This window comes from Salipiger marinus, from assembly GCF_900100085.1.
GTDB classification, from domain to species: domain Bacteria; phylum Pseudomonadota; class Alphaproteobacteria; order Rhodobacterales; family Rhodobacteraceae; genus Salipiger; species Salipiger marinus.
In genome coordinates, this window is sequence record NZ_FNEJ01000004.1 from 234,239 (window position 1) to 249,379 (window position 15,141).

A 15,141-nucleotide genomic window follows, 5' to 3' on the forward strand; every position below is an offset into this window, starting at 1 on the left:
GGACACCGGTCGACGGCCCGCCCCCAAGGAAAGGGATCAGGTTCATGGCTCTGTTTTCCAAAGACATCAAGACGATGGAAGATCTTTACCTGCATATGCTGCAGGACATCTACTATGCCGAGATCCAGATCGAAAAAACCCTGCCCAAGATGATCGACAAGGCCTCCGAAGGGGCGCTGCGCGACGCCTTCCAGTCGCATCTGCAGGAAACCCGTGGCCATGTCGAACGGCTGGAACAGGTCTTTGACATGATCGGCGAAAAGGTGAAGGGCACCACCTGCCCCGCCATCGACGGCATCATCAAGGAAACCGAGGAAGTCTCGGGCGAGATCGCGGATCAGAACGTGCTCGACGCGGCGCTGGCCGCTGCGGCGCAGGCGGTGGAGCATTACGAGATCACCCGCTACGGCACCCTGATCGCATGGTCGCAGGAACTGGGCCGCGGCGACTGCGCCACGCTGCTGAAGCAGACGCTGAGCGAGGAACACGCGGCGGATGAAAAGCTGAGCGATCTGGCGGAAGCCCGGCTCAACAAGGCGGCCTGACGCCGCCCGCGCACCGCGCGGCAAGCCCCCGGTGCGCCCCGACTTCCCCGAAGGCTGCGGTCGACCTCAGCCGCAGCATTCGGGGGCAGCAGCGGTCTGCTCCGCTCTCCGGGCAGGCCGCCACGCGACCCGCCGTCGTGTTTCGCCGATGACACCCCTCAGCACGGCGGCGGCGCGGGACCGGCAGGACGGATCCGGCATGCGCCGGACGTCCGGACCGGTCCCGCATCCCCGATCCGGGGCGGCGCGCGTTCCGCCCGGTCCGACCCGCATGAAAGGAAAGATCAGATGATATTGCGCAACCCCGCCCCGCGTCCCGCCATGCTCTGGCTGTCGACGGGGCTTGTGGTGCTGGGGATGACCGCAGCGCCGGTGTCAGGGCAAGAGGCTCCGACCCCGGAGACCGGCACTGCCGAGTCGCCGGAGCAGAGCCCGCAGGATCAGGCGCCCGCCGATCTGGTGCAGGAGCCCCCCGCAGAAGACGCGCCGGACCCCGCGCCTCCGGCAGCGGAAGAGACCCCGGCAGAGCCCGCCCCCACGACCCCGCCCGCAGCACAGGAAACGCAGGCCCAGCCCGCCGAGGAGCCGCCCGCCCAGCTGTCGCCGGATGCGTCCGAAGCGCAAACGCAGGCGCAGCCGCTGCCCGATAGCTTTCTGGAGCCGGTCGAGCCGCCGCAGGGCACATCGCGTGCCCGCGCCGCCGCCGACCTGCCGCGTCAGGCCTCCGAAGACTGGCCATTCTGGGGGGGTGGCGCCGATGCCACCCGCTATTCGCCGCTGGACCAGATCACCCGCGACAATGTCGGCGATCTGGAGCGGGCCTTTGTCTACCGCACCGGCGACATGCCGGAAGGCACGGCGATGGGGAAATATTCCCCGGAAACCACGCCGCTGAAGGTGGGCAATGATCTGCTGATGTGTTCGGCGATGAACGTGCTGATCTCTGTCGATGCGGCCAGCGGCGAGGAGAACTGGCGCTTTGATCCCGGCGTGCCGAACGAGGCCATCCCCTATGGTGCGACCTGCCGCGGGGTGGCGATCTGGACCGATCCCGAAGCGGCGGAAGGTGATGCCTGCGCCACCAAGGTGGTTCAGGGCACGCTTGACGCCAAGCTGGTGGCGGTGGATGCGGCAACCGGCGATCCCTGCGTGGAATTCGGCGAAAACGGCACCGTCGATCTGTGGCAGGATCTCGGCGAACGGGTGCCCGGCTGGTATGCCGTCACCGCCCCGCCCGCCATCGTGCGCGGCATCATCGTCACCGGCGCGCAGGTCAAGGACGGTCAGGCCGAGGATGCGCCGTCTGGCGTGATCCGGGGCTATGACGCCGTGACCGGCGAGCTGGCCTGGGCCTGGGATCTGGCCGCCCCCGAGGAGATGCGCGACGGCCCGCCCGAAGGCGAGGTCTATACGCGCGGCACGCCCAACATGTGGACCACCGCCGCGACCGACGAGGATCTGGGATATGTCTATCTGCCAATGGGCAATTCCTCGGTCGATTATTACGGCTCCAACCGGTCCGAGGCGGAAAACGACTATGCCACGGCGCTGGTGGCGCTGGATGCCACCACCGGCGAGGCGGTCTGGCATTTCCAGACGGTGCGCAATGACGTGTGGGATTACGATCTGGGCAGCCAGCCCACGCTTCTGGACTATGACGGCACCCCCGCCATCCTGCTGCCGTCGAAACAGGGCGACATCTACATCCTTGACCGCGAGACCGGCGAGCCGCTGACCCCGGTGGGCGAGCTGAGCGGATTGCCGAAAGGCGAGGTGGAGCCGGATTACATCTCCGACACGCAGCCCACCTCGGAATGGCACACGCTGCTGCAGCCGCCCTTGGAGGAAAAGGATGCGTGGGGTTTCACCCCGCTGGACCAGCTCTGGTGCCGGATCCAGTTCCGCCGCGCCAATTACGAAGGCTTCTATACCCCGCCCTCCAGCGAACGCCCGTGGATCCAGTATCCCGGCTATAACGGCGGATCGGACTGGGGATCGGTGGCGCTTGATCCCGAACGCGGCGTGCTGATCGCCAATTACAACGACGTGCCGAACTACAACCGCCTGATTCCGCGCGAAGAAGCGGACGAGCGCGGGCTGCAGCCCATCTATGCCGAAGACCAGAGCGAAGGCAGCGGCGACAATGCCGAAGGGGCGGGCGATCCGCAGACAGGCTCCCCCTATGCCATCGAGGTGAATGCAGGCTGGCGCAGCGAGCTGACCGACATGCCCTGCGTGGAGCCGCCCTATGGCGGGATCCGGGCCATCGACATGGCCACCGGCGAAACCCTGTGGGACACGCCCATCGGCACCGCGCGGCGCAACGGGCCGTTCGGCATCCCGTCGATGCTGCCCTTCAAGATCGGCACGCCGAACAATGGCGGGTCGGTGGTCACGGCGGGCGGTCTGATCTTCATCGCGGCGGCCACGGACAACCTGTTCCGCGCCATCGACATCGAGACCGGCGAAACCGTCTGGAGCGACGTGCTGCCCGCAGGCGGGCAGGCCAATCCCATCGCCTATGAGGTGGATGGCAAGCAGTATGTGATGATCGCGGCCACCGGGCATCACTTCATGGAAACGCCCATCGGCGACTATCTGATCGCCTATGCGCTGCCCTAGGCGCCTTTCTCCCGGCGGCGCCCTGCCGCCGGGAAATTATGGCGCGGCGGCTGGTTGTCTTTCCAACACCTTCCCCCATCCACGACAGGAGACACAGATGTGCGAGGCGGCGCGCCCCATCGATCCCGACGCGATCCGCAGCTGGGCCGACGCCCGCGCGAAGGTACTGGACAGCCGCGCGGGCGGCCCGCTGCCCTGCGCGATCAACCTGCCGAAACCAGAGCCGGAACCGCTGGACTGGGACGCCTTCTTTGACATCTTCGCCGATCACTGGATGGCCAAGTTTTACCGAAACCAGACCGGACGCGACGACCCCGCCCTGCGCGAGGGCTGAGGCCACGGCCCGTCTCGTCCCGGTCACTCCTGAAAGGACAAGACATGCTGCCGAGACTTTTCCTTGTCGCCGCCGCCTTCGCGGGGGGATGGGCGCTTAGCCGCAGGGCAGAGCGCCGCGATGCCACGCCGGATGTGCGCGATGCGGGCACCAGCCAGATGCGCAACCCGCCGCAGACATGGGACCAGCAGGACGAACGGTCGGACGAATCCTTTCCCGCCAGCGATCCGCCGGGTACCTACTGACTCTCGGAACTGCCGGGCGCCGCAAAAAGGGCGGAGGCATCTGCCTCCGCCCTTTCTTATGTCACTCGCGTTCTTCGAAAACGCCGCAGCCGATCCGGTCGCCCGCATCGCCCGCAGGCTGGCTTTCGTAATCATCGACACCGCCGTGGATGACAAAGGCGCCGCCATCTTCGTCCAGCAGATCACGCTCCACCTCCAGCAGCGACAGGAAGACCTCGGCCTCGCCGGATCCATCCGCCTTCACCGTCAGGTTGGGCATGTCGCCCGGATGCGGCCCGTCTTCGGACAGCACGCCATGGCTGTGCTCGCCCGCGATATGACCCCCGGCAGAGCTGAAATCCTCTGCCGAACAGTCGCCGGTTTCGTGCAGGTGCACGGCCAGCACGCCTTCGGGCAGATTGACAAGCGTCAGCGTCGCCAGCGCCATGCCCGAGGGCGTATCGGCCACGCGCACGGCGCCCAGATCGTTGCCCTCGCGGTCCTGCACCTGAGCCGTGGCTTCGGCGGCGTGAACGGCGGGGGCAAGCAGCGCGAGGCTTAGCGCTGTGGCGGCGGTGGTCAGGGTTTTCATGATGTCCTCCTTGGTTGCTGCGCCATCGCGGCGCCTCCCAAGGAAAACCCGTCCGGCGGCGCGATGTTCCCATCCGCCGCCGCACCGGCGTCAGTCGCGGCGCCGCGCCTCGGCCAAATGCCGGATCTCGGCCAGTTCGTCGGCAAGGCTCAGCGACAGGGCGGCGCTGTCATCGGGCAGCACGCCCGGATCCTCCTGCCCGTCCTGCAGCACGGAGCGTTCGGCCAGCCACAGCGTCAGATCATCCCGCGCCTGCGGATCCAGCGCCGCCACCAGCCGCGCCAGCAGGCGGCGATGCGCCAGCAGCCGTCCTTCGATTTCCGCCTCGGTCATGCGTTTCGCCCCTGCGCCTGCGGCAGCCGGTCGGGCGGCAGTTCCGGGGGCGGCGGCGGTGTTTCCTCGGGGGGCGTCGCCGGTGGCACCTCGGCGGGCGGCGTCTCTGGCGGCATCTCCGGGGGCGGGGTCGGCCCCTGCGCGCTGAGGGAAGGCAGGATCTGCGGGCGCATGGCGCTCTCCTTCTGGAACATGTCCGGACAGAACCAGCGGGCCGGGCGAATGTTCCGGTGGCGGGCTCAGCCGCGCAGCGCCCGCCACAGGCTCAGCGCCAGATCCGACACATCGCCAAGCCGCGCCGCCAGATGTTCCCGCGCCAGCCCCTGCCCCGCGCCCTCGGTCCGGTCGAGCCGGTCCAACAGCCGCATCAGGCGGCGGCGATGGGTGCCGGTGGCGCGCTGCACCGGATCGGCCAGCACGCCTGCGAAGGTGGTCACCAGCGAGGCGAGCATTGCCAGCGCCACCCCGGTCAGCACCACCTGCCATGGCGGCAGCGTCACCGGGAAGGCGGCGTAATACATCCGCCCCAGCCCCTGCCCCAGCGGAAAGCCCGCAATCGCCTCCGCCTCGGCGCGCAGGGTGGCGATGGGGCCCGCCAGCGACAGGATTCCCGGCGTGGCCGAATGGAAGACCGCATAGCCCGACACCAGCACCAGCAGGGTGGTGGTCATCTCCGACACGGCGCTGCGCACCCCGGCATAATCCTGCACCGCGCGGCTCACCGCCTGTGGCGAGGCCGCCACCCCCAGCCCCCGCGCCTGCAGATCGTCCAGCAGCCCCTGCACCTCTGCGGCGACGCGGCGTGCCACCTGCGTTTCCAGCAGCACCTGCCGCGCCAGCAGAAAATCGGCCAGCCGGTGCAGCCGCAGCGCCATGGCCAGCATCGCCAGAAGCCGGGTCATCAGGAAGACCGGCGCCAGCACCACATTGGCGGGCGCGCGCAGCAGATCGGCGCCGAGCGCGGCGCGGTGCAGCCGCAGCGTGCCGCGCAGGCCGAAGTGACGGCGCACGAAATCGCGCACCACGGCCTGCCGTGCGGCGACAAGACGGCTGCGGTCTTCCCCGATCTGATCACGCACCTGCCCGGCTCCTTCTGCCACGCCGCAAAGATAGGGCCTCTGCCGCGTCGCGGGAAGCCGTCAGGCGCGCGGGCCCCCTGTTCAGCGGGCGGCGCGGGTCATGCGCGCGGCGTAATCCAGCGCAGAAAGCATGTTGCCGTGATTGGCCCGGCCCGTGCCCGCGATGTCAAAGGCGGTGCCGTGATCCACCGAACAGCGGTCGATGGGCAGGCCCAGCGACACGTTGACCGCCGTATCAAACGCCACCAGCTTGATGGGGATATGGCCCTGATCGTGATATTGCGCGATCACCAGATCGAACGCCCCCTGATAGGCGCGGTGATAGACGGTATCGGCAGAGATCGGCCCCACCACGTCGATGCCTTCGGCCTGCGCGGCCTTCACGGCGGGCACCAGCGCCTCGTCATCCTCGGTGCCGAAAAGACCGTTTTCGCCGCAATGCGGGTTGATCCCCGCCACGGCTAGGCGCGGTGCCTCCAGCCCCATGCGCAGCAGATGGCGGTGGCCGGTGCGGATCGTCTCCAGCACGCGCTCGGGCGTGGCCCGGGCGATGGCGTCGCGCAGCGACACATGAGTGGACACATGCACGACGCTCAGCCGTTCCGAGGCGAGCAGCATCCACGACGACCGCGACCCGGTCAGATGCGCCAGCATCCCGGTATGGCCGTCATAGTGATGACCGGCGGCGTTCAGCGCTTCCTTGTTGATCGGGGCGGTGACGATGCAGGCCGCCTGCCCGTCGAGGCTTTTCTGCACGGCGCGTTCGATGAACCGGAACGAGGCCTCGCCGCAGGCCGGATCCAGCACGCCGAACCGTCCGGGCAGCCCCGCCACCGCGACATGCTCCACCCGGATGCCGTCGCCGGAGGCGTCGGGAGCCAGCAGCGGCAGGCTGACGCCGCTCACCTCTGCCGCGCGGGCAAGCGTGTCGCGGTCGCCGATCACCAGCGTCGCCGCCCGGGTGGCAGCGTCCCGCTCTGCCAGCGCCTTGACGGTGACTTCGGCGCCGACCCCGGAAGGATCCCCCATGGTGATGACGATTGGTGTGCTCATGGCAGCCTCCCTGCGGCGATGTCGCGCGGACCGTAGCCTATGGCCCCTCCGGGCGCAACTTGTGCCAAGGCCTTCGGCTCTGCCCGCTAACCCCCTGTGACTTTGCACTTTATGCGACAAAGCCGGACGTGCTACGGAAGGTCGCAAAGCTGGATCGGGGGGCCGGATGCCGCATGTTCTTATCGTTGCCGACGATCTGACCGGCGCACTGGACAGTTCCGTCGCCTTTGCCGCGCCGGGCCGCCGCGTGGTGGTGTCGCTGCGCCCCGACGCGCTGCCCGCCGCTCTGGCCCGGAAGGCGCAGGTTCTGGTGCTGACCACCGCCAGCCGAGAGATCGCCGCAGACGCCGCCCGCGCCCGGATCGAAGCCGCGCTGACGGGGCTTGATCTGGCCCGGATCCCGGTGGTGATGAAAAAGGTCGACAGCCGCCTGAAGGGCAATACTGCCGTGGAAACCGCCGTGCTTGCCACGGCGATGGCGGCAGAAGCCTGCATCGCCTGCCCCGCCATTCCCGACATGGACCGCGTGGTGAGCGGCGGCGCGCTGACCGGCATGGGCGTGGCCGCACCCATCGACGTGGCGGCGCGGTTCGACCTGAAGGTAGAGGTGCCCGACACCCTGACCGAGGCCGATCTGGACGCGGTGGTGGGCGCGGCGCAGGGGCGCCCGCTCTGGATCGGGGCGCGGGGTCTGGCGCGGGCGCTGGCCCGGCAGCAGCCGCACCCGCCCGCCGAGGTGCCGCCGCTGGAGGCGCCGCTGCTGATCGCCAGCGGATCGCGCGATCCGGTGACGCTGGCGCAGATGGACGCGCTGCGCGAGGCGATGTCCGTGCATCTGGCCCCCGACGGCGCGGTGCCACCGCTGCCCCAAGCCCCCCGTGTGGCGCTGAGCATCAGCGACGGGGCGGGCGCACTGACTGGGGCGGAGGCGGCGCGGCGTTATGCACAGGGCCTGCTGGCGGCCTGCGCGACGCTGCGCCCCAGAAGCCTGCTGATCTGCGGCGGCGAGACCGCGCAGGCGCTGCTGGACGCGCTTGGCATCGACTGTCTGGAGGTGCTGGACGAACTGCGGCCCGGCCTGCCGCTTTGCCGGATCGTGGCACCCTGGGGGCCGGTGCTGCTGGTGACCAAATCGGGCGGCTTTGGCGGGCCCGGCCTGCTGCACGATATCGCGACCAGCGCGGCGGCTGAAGTCAGCCGGGGATAAGCGCCCGTCCCCGGCGGCACAAATCCGCGCCCGGCACGGGCAGCGGGCCTGATGGCATCTTCGCTTCCCCGCCCGGGGCCTATAGGCAGCACGGGCGGGCCGATGGGCTGCGCCGGATCATCAGGGACATACGCATGAGCACCGCACTGCATTATTTCAAATGGGCCTTTCTGGTCACGCTGGCCGGGCTGGCGGGCAGCTTCTGGCTGGGCTGGTCCTATGGCGGCACGCTGGGATCGGCGCTGTCCTTCCTGCTGATCGGCACGGTGCTGGCGGTGCTGGAGATCTCGCTGAGCTTCGACAATGCCATCGTCAACGCCAACAAGCTCAAGACCATGACGCCGATCTGGCAGCAGCGCTTTCTGACATGGGGCATCCTGATCGCGGTGTTCGGCATGCGCATCGTCTTTCCGCTGGCGGTGGTGGCGGTAGCCGCACAGGTCGGGCCGCTGCAGGCGCTGCGGCTGGCCGCGACCGAACCGCAGGAATATGCCCGGCTGATGAATGAAAGCCATCTGTCCATCGCGGCCTTTGGCGGTGCCTTCCTGATGATGGTGGCGCTGTCGTTCTTTGTCGACGAGGGCAAGGAGGTGGACTGGATCGCGCGGATCGAACGCCGGATGCGGTCCATGGGCACCATCAAGGGCGTGACCTATGGTCTGGTGCTGCTGATCGTGCTGGCCTTCGGCAGCCAGCTCAGCGTGCCGGATCAGGCGACCTTCTACACCGCCGCGATCCTTGGGCTGGTGGTGTTCATGGGCGTCGATACGCTGAGCCATATTCTGGACGCGGAGCCCGAGGTGCAGAGTGCGGCGCGCGCGGGCGGCTTGGGCGCGTTCCTGTATCTGGAGGTGCTGGATGCCTCTTTCAGCTTTGACGGGGTGATCGGGGCCTTCGCGCTGACGCAGAACCTGTTCCTGATCGCCATCGGGCTGGGCATCGGGGCGATGTATGTGCGCTCCATGACCATCATGCTGGTCGACCGCCGCACCCTGTCGGAATTCCGCTTTCTGGAACATGGCGCGTTTTATTCGATCCTTGCGCTGGCGGTCATCATGTTCGCGCAAAGCGTGGTGCATGTGCCCGAGGTGGTGACCGGGCTGCTGGGGGCCACGATCATCGTGCTGTCGCTGGTCTCTTCGATCCGCTTCAACCGCCGCGCGGCCTGACCGCGAGTTGCCCGGCCCGGGGGCGACCCCGGGCCGGGCATGGCTTGACCGCCCGGTGGGCGCATGGTTGATACGTTATATCATAACGAATCACGGAGACCTCCATGCCCAAGCGCCCCCTTCCCGCCGTCCTGCTGCTGCTGGCGCTGGCCAGCACCGCCGCAGCCGACGAGGATCACAGCGTTTTCCGCGTCTTTGTCGGGGATCATGCCGCGCCGCGCGTCACCGCCTTTGATCTGGCGGCGCCAGACATCCGCTGGCAGTTCGACATCACCGGACAGGCCAAGCTTTACCCGCTGGCCGGGGGCGCCGTGGTCGCCGCCGTGCAGTCCGATGACGACGCGGTGCAGTTCCTGCACAGCGGCATCACGCTGGAAAACCACGGCGACCATTCCGATCTGGAGATCGGCGAGCCCGCGCCCTTGGGCGCACCCCTGACCGGGCCGCGGCCCTTTCACGTGGTCAGCCATGACGGGCAGAGCTTCATCAACTTCGACCGGGGCGGCTATGCCGCGATCCTTGACGAGACCGAGCTGAGCGAAGGCCGGATCGACCCCGTCCAGTTCCAGCAGGCCCGCGCCCATCACGGCTTTGTCGCAGCTCTTGGGGAGGTGCTGGTCAGCACCGTCGCCGCCGAGGCGGAGGACGCGCCGCGTCTGGGGCTGCAGGCTTTCAGCGCCGATGGCACACCTGCGGGCGATCTTGCCCCCTGCACCGGCATCCATGGCGAGGCGTTTTCCGGCGCCTATCTGGCGGCGGGCTGCAAGGAGGGCGTGCTGACCGCGCGGGTGGAGGGCGGCAGCGTCGCCTATGACATGCTGGATTACCCCGCCGATTTCCCCGAAGGCACCACAGGCACCCTGCTGGGCGGGCGGGTGCTGCAGCTGTTTCTGGGCAACCACGGCGCCGACGGGCTGGTGGTGATCGACCCCGCGTCAGAGCCGCATCTGCGCCGCATCGCCCTGCCCTTCCGCCGCGTGGATTTTGCGCTGGACCCGAAGCTTCCGACCACCGGCTGGGTGCTGACCGAGGATGGCAGCCTACACCGCATCGACCTGCTCGCCGCCAAGATCACCGGCAGCGCCAAGGTCACGGGCCCCTATTCCATGGACGGGCACTGGAACGACCCGCGCCCGCGGCTGGCGCTGGCGGGGGACGAAGTGCTGCTGACCGACCCTCAGGCCGGGCTGCTGCGCCGCATCTCTGCCGCCACGCTTCAGGAGTCCGGCACCATCGCGCTGGAGGGCCTGCCCTATAACCTGACCGTGGTGGGCGGCAGCGGGCTGTCGCACTAAGCCTTGCGGGGGGCGGGTTACTGCCCCGTCCGCAGCGCGGGCAGGCCAACGCCGGTGGACTGGAACCCCCCGTCCGAGGCGATGGTCTGCCCCGTCACGTAGCTGGCCTTGTCCGAGCACAGGAAGACGATGACCGACGCGATCTCGTCTTCGGACCCATACCGGTTGAGCGGGATGGCGTCGTGATAGGCGGCGCGGATTTCGGGCGTGTGCACCGCCAGCGCCAGCTTGGTGTTCACCGGCCCCGGCGCCACGCAATTGGCGCGGATGCCGTATTCGCCCAGTTCCGCCGCCTGCTGCATGGTCAGATGGATCACCGCCGCCTTGGAGGTGCCATAGGCCACCCGCAGCGTCGAGGCGCGCAGGCCCGAGATCGAGGCGATGTTGACGATGGCGCCGCGCGTGGCGCGCAGATGCGGGATCGCGGCCTGCGTGCACAGGAACACGCCGTCCAGATTGGTGTCCATCACCCGGCGCCAGCGGGCAAAGGTGGTGTCCTCGATCGGGCCGAAATCCGCGACGCCGGCATTGTTCACCAGCGCGTCGATGCGGCCCAGCTCGCGGGCGCAGTGCTCCATCATCTGCGCGACCTGATCCGGCTGCGACACGTCGCAGGGCACGGGGACCGCGCCTTCCAGCCCCTCTGCCGCCTCGGCCAGCGCCTCGGCGTCGCGGTCGACCATGGCGACGCGGCGGCCTTCGGCAAGAAACTGGCGGGCGGTGGCAAGGCCGATGCCGCGCGCGGCGCCGGTGACGATGGCGGTTTTCTGGGTCATGTCAGGGTCTTTCAGCAAGGGATCACTGCGGCGTGCCCAGCACACCAAGCGACAGCTGCGGGAAGAGCCCGATCACCGCCAGCCCGATGAGCGAGACGACAAGGAACGGCAGAGCCCCCCGCGCCACCCGTTCGATGGGCAGGCGGGTGACATTGGCCGCGACGTAAAGGTTGATGCCCACGGGCGGGGTGATGAGCCCGATGGCAAGGTTGACCATGACCAGAACGCCGAACCACACCGGGTTCCAGCCCAGTTCATGCACCACCGGCATGAAGATCGGCAGCGAGATGAACATCACCGTCACCGCATCCATGAACATGCCCGCCACCAGCAGGATCAGCATGATGACCAGCAGGATCACGCCCTGATTTTCGCTGAGCCCCAGCAGCGCGCTGGAATAGCTGCCGATCAGATCCTCGACCGTGACGACCCAGCCGAAGAGGCTGGCATAGGCCACCACCAGCATCACCGTGGCCGAAGACGCGGCGGCATCCGACAGGCTGTCATAAAGCCCGCGCAGCGTCAGCGTGCGATAGGCAAGCCCGCCCACCAGCAGCGCATAGACCGTGGCGACCAGCGCCGCCTCGGTCGGGGTGAAGACGCCGGAATAGATGCCGCCCAGAATGACCACCGGCGTCATCAGCCCCCAGAAACTGTCGCGGAACGACAGCCACAGCCGCGCCCCGTAGGGCCGGTCGGCATAGGGCATCGGGCTCAGCGCCTCCAGCGCCGGGCTGCGGCTCGGTTTGGCGAAGGGCAGCGTCAGCAGCATCATCAGGCCCATGAACAGGCCCGGCAGGATCGCCGCCAGAAACAGCTGCGAAATCGAGGTTTCCGCGATCACGCCATAGATCACCAGCCCGATCGAGGGCGGGATGACGATGGACAGCGCCGCCCCGGTGCAGACCAGACCCGCCGCATAGGCGCGGGAATAGCCGTCCTCCTCCATGCCTTTGATGATCATGGGGCCGATGGCCGCGACAGAGGCCGGGCCCGATCCGCTGACCGCGCCCCAGAACAGGCAGACCACGGTGCCCACCACGCCCATGCCGCCGGGGGTGGCGCCGATCAGCACCCGGAAGAACCGGATCATGCGTTCGGCAATGCCAAGCGAGCCCATCAGCGCGCCAGCAAGGATGAAGAAGGGGATGGCCAGAAGCGAGAATTTGGTGATGCCGGTGGCGATCAGGTCGCCCGCCAGTTCCAGCCCGAAGCCGATCTGCCACATGGCGTAAAGCGCCGACAGGCCCAGCGAAAAGGCGACCGGCACCCGCAGGGCGATCAGCACGAAGAACAGGATCACCATTTCGGTGCCCGCAGGCAGGCCGGGGATCAGGTCATACATCGGGGATCCCCTCGGAGGCCGTGCCACGCAGCATTTCGACCGCATGCTGCAGGTAGCGCACCAGCACCAGCGCAAAGCCGAAAGGCACCGCTGCCTGATAATACCACGCCGGAATCCCCAGCGCATAGGACCGCATGCCATTGGCCATGAGATTGGTCACCGCCTGCCACGAATACCACGCCGACAGGCCCAGCAGCAGCGCGGTCAGCAGCAGCGACAGGCCGAAGACCACGCGCTGCAGCGGGCGCGGCAGCAGGTCATGCACCAGCGTCACCGCCAGATGCTCGCCGCGCCGGGCCGCAATGGCCGCCCCGAACACGGTCAGCAGCAGAAAGCCGTTGGTCAGCAGTTCCTCTGACGCGGCCAGCGAATAATGCGTGCCGTAGCGCACCACCACATTGGCAAAGCCAAGGAACGTCATGGCCAGAAAGAGCACCGCACAGATGATCTTTTCGGCCTCGCGCAGGATGAAGGACATGGAACCCCTCGCGGGTCAGGCCAGAATCAGGACAGCGGCAGGGCCGGGCACCCGCAGGGCACCCGGCTGTCGCGTGGTTCAGTTCGCGCTGTCGATGGCGCTCTGGAAGGCCTGCACCAGTTCGGGGCCGACCTTTTCCGCCCAAGTGTCGAAGGCGGGCTGGGTGGCTTCCTTGAACACGGCCAGTTCCTCGGCGCTGGGTTCATAGACTTCCATGCCCTTCTCGCGCAGGAATTCGATCCCCGAGGCGGTCGCCTCGCGCGAGATGTCGCGCTGGTATTTCATCGCCTCGACCGCGGCGGTCTTCAGCTTTTCCTGCATCTCGGCATCGTAGCTGTCCCATTTCTGCTGGCTGATGCCGATGAAGATGGGGTCATAGGAATAATGCCATGTCGTGAGGTATTTCTGCACCTCATAGACCTGCTGCGGGATGATCACGGCGCCGATGGGGTTTTCCTGCCCGTCGACCACGCCCTGCTGCAGCGCGGTCATGGTTTCGGTCCACTGCATCTGCTGCGGGTTGGCGCCAAGCGCGTTCATCACGTCGATATACATGGGGCCCGCCACCCGCATGTTCAGGCCCTTCATGTCTTCGGGGCTCTGCACCGGGCGGACGTTGTTGGTCACTTCACGGAAGCCGTTTTCGCCCCATGCCAGCACCACGATGCCCTTGCCCTTCAGGATCTCCGCCAGCATCTCGCCGGGGGCGCCCTGCGTGGTGGCATCGACCTGCGCATAATCGGAATAAAGGTAGGGCAGCGAGAACACCGCCATTTCGGGCACCAGCGGCGTCACGTTGATGGCAGAGGTCACTACCAGATCCAGCGCGCCCCGGCCCACCATTTCCGCCTGACGCATCTGGTCGCCGCCCGCAAGCTGGGCATTCGGGAAGACGCGCACGGTGGTCTCGCCGCCGGTCGCCTCGGACAGCAGTTCGGCGAACTTGTCGGCGCCCTTCTGCCATGTGGTGGTGTCGCCGGTATTGTGCGACAGACGCAGGGTTTCTGCCGCAGCGCCCCCCACCAGAACCGCGCTTGCCAGCACCGTTGCCAGCGCCGTCATGCCAAATCTTGCAAAGGTCATGTCTTCCTCCCTGATCTCCGGCCCCGTCCGGCCGACATGGCGCCACCTCCCGCGGCGCACTGTGATCCACATAATGGAACAGTTTTATTTTCACGGACAAGAAGAACTTGCAATATTCCGCAAGAAACAAAAAATAGGCAGCAACAAACGGGAACGTGTGGAAAAGGGAACGTGGCGCTGGTCCAGCATATGGAACATAGCAAACCGGAGGCGCCGGAGGGCGCGCAGACGGTGGACCGGGCGCTGGCGCTTCTGGGGATGGTCGGCCGGCATGCAGCCGACGGCGCGAGCCTTGGCGCGCTGGTGGCCGAAAGCGGGCTCAACAAACCCACCGTGCGGCGCCTGCTGCTGGCGCTGATGCGGGGCGGCATGGTTGAACAGAACGCCACCACCCGGCGCTATTTTCTGGGGGAGGAGGCCTATATCCTTGGCACCTTCGCCGCGCACCGCCATGGCCTGCTGGAAATTGCCGCCGAAACCCTGACCCGGCTGGCGCGCGACACGGGCGACGCGGCCTTCCTGTCGGTGCGGCGCGGCTGGTCGTCGCTCTGCCTGCATCGCGAGGAAGGCAGCTACCCGATCCGCACCTTTGCGCTGATGACCGGACGGCTGCATCCGCTGGGGGTGGGGGCGGGATCGCTGGCCATGCTCGCCGCCCTGCCCGATGCCGAGGTTGACGCGGCACTCGCCGCCAATGCCCCGGAACTTGCCACCGATTTTCCCGACCTGAGCCCGGATCTGATCCGCGGCCATGTCGCCACCACCCGCGCGGCGGGCCATGCGCTTAATCCCGGGCTGATCTATCCCGACAGCTGGGGCTTGGGCATCGCGCTGCGCCGCCCCGATGGCACGCTGGCGGGCGCGCTGTCCATCGCCGCCATCGAAAGCCGCATGGCAGAGCCGCGACGCAGCGATCTGGTGGCGAAACTGCGCGCCGCGGCGCAGGCTGTCGAAACACCGCTGGCGCAGCTTTACGCCGCGCGCACCCGCATCTGAGGAGGACATG

17 protein-coding genes are annotated in these 15,141 nt (G+C 67.8%); 8 read left to right on the top strand and 9 right to left on the bottom strand.

What is annotated here, in order from left to right; translation table 11 throughout:
* Positions 1-44 precede the first annotated feature (44 nt).
* From BLR51_RS06305 to BLR51_RS06320, 4 genes are all read left to right on the top strand, one after another.
* Positions 45-545: a YciE/YciF ferroxidase family protein gene (locus tag BLR51_RS06305; protein ID WP_089845074.1), complete on the top strand. Its 501-nt coding sequence runs from the start codon at positions 45-47 to the stop codon at positions 543-545.
* Between the two features lie 288 nt (positions 546-833).
* Positions 834-3,167, top strand: coding sequence for a pyrroloquinoline quinone-dependent dehydrogenase (locus tag BLR51_RS06310; RefSeq protein ID WP_242656656.1), 2,334 nt, complete (start codon positions 834-836; stop codon positions 3,165-3,167).
* A 97-nt stretch (positions 3,168-3,264) separates the two neighbouring features.
* A complete protein-coding gene (locus BLR51_RS06315) occupies positions 3,265-3,501 on the top strand; it encodes a hypothetical protein (RefSeq protein WP_089845076.1) in 237 nt (78 codons plus the stop codon).
* A gap of 44 nt (positions 3,502-3,545) precedes the next feature.
* Positions 3,546-3,746, top strand: a complete 201-nt coding sequence (locus BLR51_RS06320) for a hypothetical protein (protein WP_089845078.1) — start codon at positions 3,546-3,548, stop codon at positions 3,744-3,746.
* 61 nt (positions 3,747-3,807) lie between these two features.
* Here the strand turns inward: BLR51_RS06320 and BLR51_RS06325 are convergent, their stop codons facing one another.
* The 5 genes from BLR51_RS06325 to pdxA form a co-directional block, all read right to left on the bottom strand.
* Positions 3,808-4,317: a superoxide dismutase family protein gene (locus BLR51_RS06325; RefSeq protein WP_089845079.1), complete on the bottom strand. Its 510-nt coding sequence runs from the start codon at positions 4,315-4,317 to the stop codon at positions 3,808-3,810.
* A 90-nt stretch (positions 4,318-4,407) separates the two neighbouring features.
* Positions 4,408-4,650: a hypothetical protein gene (locus BLR51_RS06330; protein WP_089845081.1), complete on the bottom strand. Its 243-nt coding sequence runs from the start codon at positions 4,648-4,650 to the stop codon at positions 4,408-4,410.
* Positions 4,647-4,823: a hypothetical protein gene (locus BLR51_RS27680; protein WP_165616749.1), complete on the bottom strand. Its 177-nt coding sequence runs from the start codon at positions 4,821-4,823 to the stop codon at positions 4,647-4,649. The genes BLR51_RS06330 and BLR51_RS27680 overlap by 4 nt, the downstream gene beginning before the upstream one ends.
* Positions 4,824-4,889: 66 nt before the next feature.
* Positions 4,890-5,729 carry a DUF6635 family protein gene (locus BLR51_RS06335; RefSeq protein WP_242656657.1) on the bottom strand — a complete coding sequence of 280 codons (840 nt, stop codon included), beginning with the start codon at positions 5,727-5,729 and terminating at the stop codon, positions 4,890-4,892.
* A gap of 81 nt (positions 5,730-5,810) precedes the next feature.
* Positions 5,811-6,782, bottom strand: coding sequence for a 4-hydroxythreonine-4-phosphate dehydrogenase PdxA (gene pdxA / locus BLR51_RS06340; protein ID WP_089845082.1), 972 nt, complete (start codon positions 6,780-6,782; stop codon positions 5,811-5,813).
* Positions 6,783-6,948: 166 nt separating this feature from the next.
* On the opposite strand from pdxA, the gene BLR51_RS06345 reads away from it, so the two are divergent.
* The 3 genes from BLR51_RS06345 (at position 6,949) to BLR51_RS06355 (ending at position 10,453) form a co-directional block, all read left to right on the top strand.
* Entirely contained in the window at positions 6,949-7,989 is a 1,041-nt protein-coding gene (locus BLR51_RS06345; RefSeq protein WP_089845084.1) for a four-carbon acid sugar kinase family protein, read from the top strand.
* Between the two features lie 134 nt (positions 7,990-8,123).
* On the top strand, positions 8,124-9,158 hold the full coding sequence (locus tag BLR51_RS06350; protein WP_089845086.1) for a DUF475 domain-containing protein: 1,035 nt from the start codon (positions 8,124-8,126) through the stop codon (positions 9,156-9,158).
* Positions 9,159-9,262: 104 nt separating this feature from the next.
* Complete coding sequence (locus BLR51_RS06355) at positions 9,263-10,453, top strand: metallochaperone AztD (protein WP_089845088.1); 1,191 nt, start codon at positions 9,263-9,265, stop codon at positions 10,451-10,453.
* A gap of 17 nt (positions 10,454-10,470) precedes the next feature.
* On the opposite strand, the gene BLR51_RS06360 is transcribed toward BLR51_RS06355, so the two are convergent.
* The 4 genes from BLR51_RS06360 to BLR51_RS06375 all read right to left on the bottom strand — a co-directional run bounded on the left by BLR51_RS06360 (position 10,471) and on the right by BLR51_RS06375 (position 14,135).
* Positions 10,471-11,229, bottom strand: coding sequence for an SDR family NAD(P)-dependent oxidoreductase (locus BLR51_RS06360; RefSeq protein WP_089845090.1), 759 nt, complete (start codon positions 11,227-11,229; stop codon positions 10,471-10,473).
* A gap of 22 nt (positions 11,230-11,251) precedes the next feature.
* Positions 11,252-12,574 (bottom strand): TRAP transporter large permease, encoded by a 1,323-nt coding sequence (locus BLR51_RS06365; protein ID WP_089845092.1) that lies wholly within the window; start codon positions 12,572-12,574, stop codon positions 11,252-11,254.
* Positions 12,567-13,052, bottom strand: coding sequence for a TRAP transporter small permease (locus BLR51_RS06370; protein ID WP_089845094.1), 486 nt, complete (start codon positions 13,050-13,052; stop codon positions 12,567-12,569). Before BLR51_RS06370 ends, BLR51_RS06365 begins: the two co-directional genes overlap by 8 nt.
* A 78-nt stretch (positions 13,053-13,130) precedes the next feature.
* Positions 13,131-14,135, bottom strand: coding sequence for a DctP family TRAP transporter solute-binding subunit (locus BLR51_RS06375; RefSeq protein ID WP_089845096.1), 1,005 nt, complete (start codon positions 14,133-14,135; stop codon positions 13,131-13,133).
* A gap of 171 nt (positions 14,136-14,306) precedes the next feature.
* Between BLR51_RS06375 and BLR51_RS06380 the strand changes: the two genes are divergently transcribed.
* The gene (locus BLR51_RS06380; RefSeq protein WP_311135834.1) at positions 14,307-15,131 is read left to right on the top strand and encodes an IclR family transcriptional regulator; all 825 of its coding nucleotides are present in this window, start codon (positions 14,307-14,309) and stop codon (positions 15,129-15,131) included.
* Positions 15,132-15,141: the final 10 nt, after the last annotated feature.

What these genes read in the sequence shown, in the direction of transcription:
- BLR51_RS06305 (WP_089845074.1), top strand. Translation starts at nt 45, where the DNA reads ATGGCTCTGTTTTCCAAAGACATCAAGACGATGGAAGATCTTTACCTG.
- BLR51_RS06310 (WP_242656656.1), top strand. Translation starts at nt 834, where the DNA reads ATGATATTGCGCAACCCCGCCCCGCGTCCCGCCATGCTCTGGCTGTCG.
- BLR51_RS06315 (WP_089845076.1), top strand. Translation starts at nt 3,265, where the DNA reads ATGTGCGAGGCGGCGCGCCCCATCGATCCCGACGCGATCCGCAGCTGG.
- BLR51_RS06320 (WP_089845078.1), top strand. Translation starts at nt 3,546, where the DNA reads ATGCTGCCGAGACTTTTCCTTGTCGCCGCCGCCTTCGCGGGGGGATGG.
- BLR51_RS06325 (WP_089845079.1), bottom strand. Translation starts at nt 4,317, where the DNA reads ATGAAAACCCTGACCACCGCCGCCACAGCGCTAAGCCTCGCGCTGCTT.
- BLR51_RS06330 (WP_089845081.1), bottom strand. Translation starts at nt 4,650, where the DNA reads ATGACCGAGGCGGAAATCGAAGGACGGCTGCTGGCGCATCGCCGCCTG.
- BLR51_RS27680 (WP_165616749.1), bottom strand. Translation starts at nt 4,823, where the DNA reads ATGCGCCCGCAGATCCTGCCTTCCCTCAGCGCGCAGGGGCCGACCCCG.
- pdxA (WP_089845082.1), bottom strand. Translation starts at nt 6,782, where the DNA reads ATGAGCACACCAATCGTCATCACCATGGGGGATCCTTCCGGGGTCGGC.
- BLR51_RS06345 (WP_089845084.1), top strand. Translation starts at nt 6,949, where the DNA reads ATGCCGCATGTTCTTATCGTTGCCGACGATCTGACCGGCGCACTGGAC.
- BLR51_RS06350 (WP_089845086.1), top strand. Translation starts at nt 8,124, where the DNA reads ATGAGCACCGCACTGCATTATTTCAAATGGGCCTTTCTGGTCACGCTG.
- BLR51_RS06355 (WP_089845088.1), top strand. Translation starts at nt 9,263, where the DNA reads ATGCCCAAGCGCCCCCTTCCCGCCGTCCTGCTGCTGCTGGCGCTGGCC.
- BLR51_RS06360 (WP_089845090.1), bottom strand. Translation starts at nt 11,229, where the DNA reads ATGACCCAGAAAACCGCCATCGTCACCGGCGCCGCGCGCGGCATCGGC.
- BLR51_RS06365 (WP_089845092.1), bottom strand. Translation starts at nt 12,574, where the DNA reads ATGTATGACCTGATCCCCGGCCTGCCTGCGGGCACCGAAATGGTGATC.
- BLR51_RS06370 (WP_089845094.1), bottom strand. Translation starts at nt 13,052, where the DNA reads ATGTCCTTCATCCTGCGCGAGGCCGAAAAGATCATCTGTGCGGTGCTC.
- BLR51_RS06375 (WP_089845096.1), bottom strand. Translation starts at nt 14,135, where the DNA reads ATGACCTTTGCAAGATTTGGCATGACGGCGCTGGCAACGGTGCTGGCA.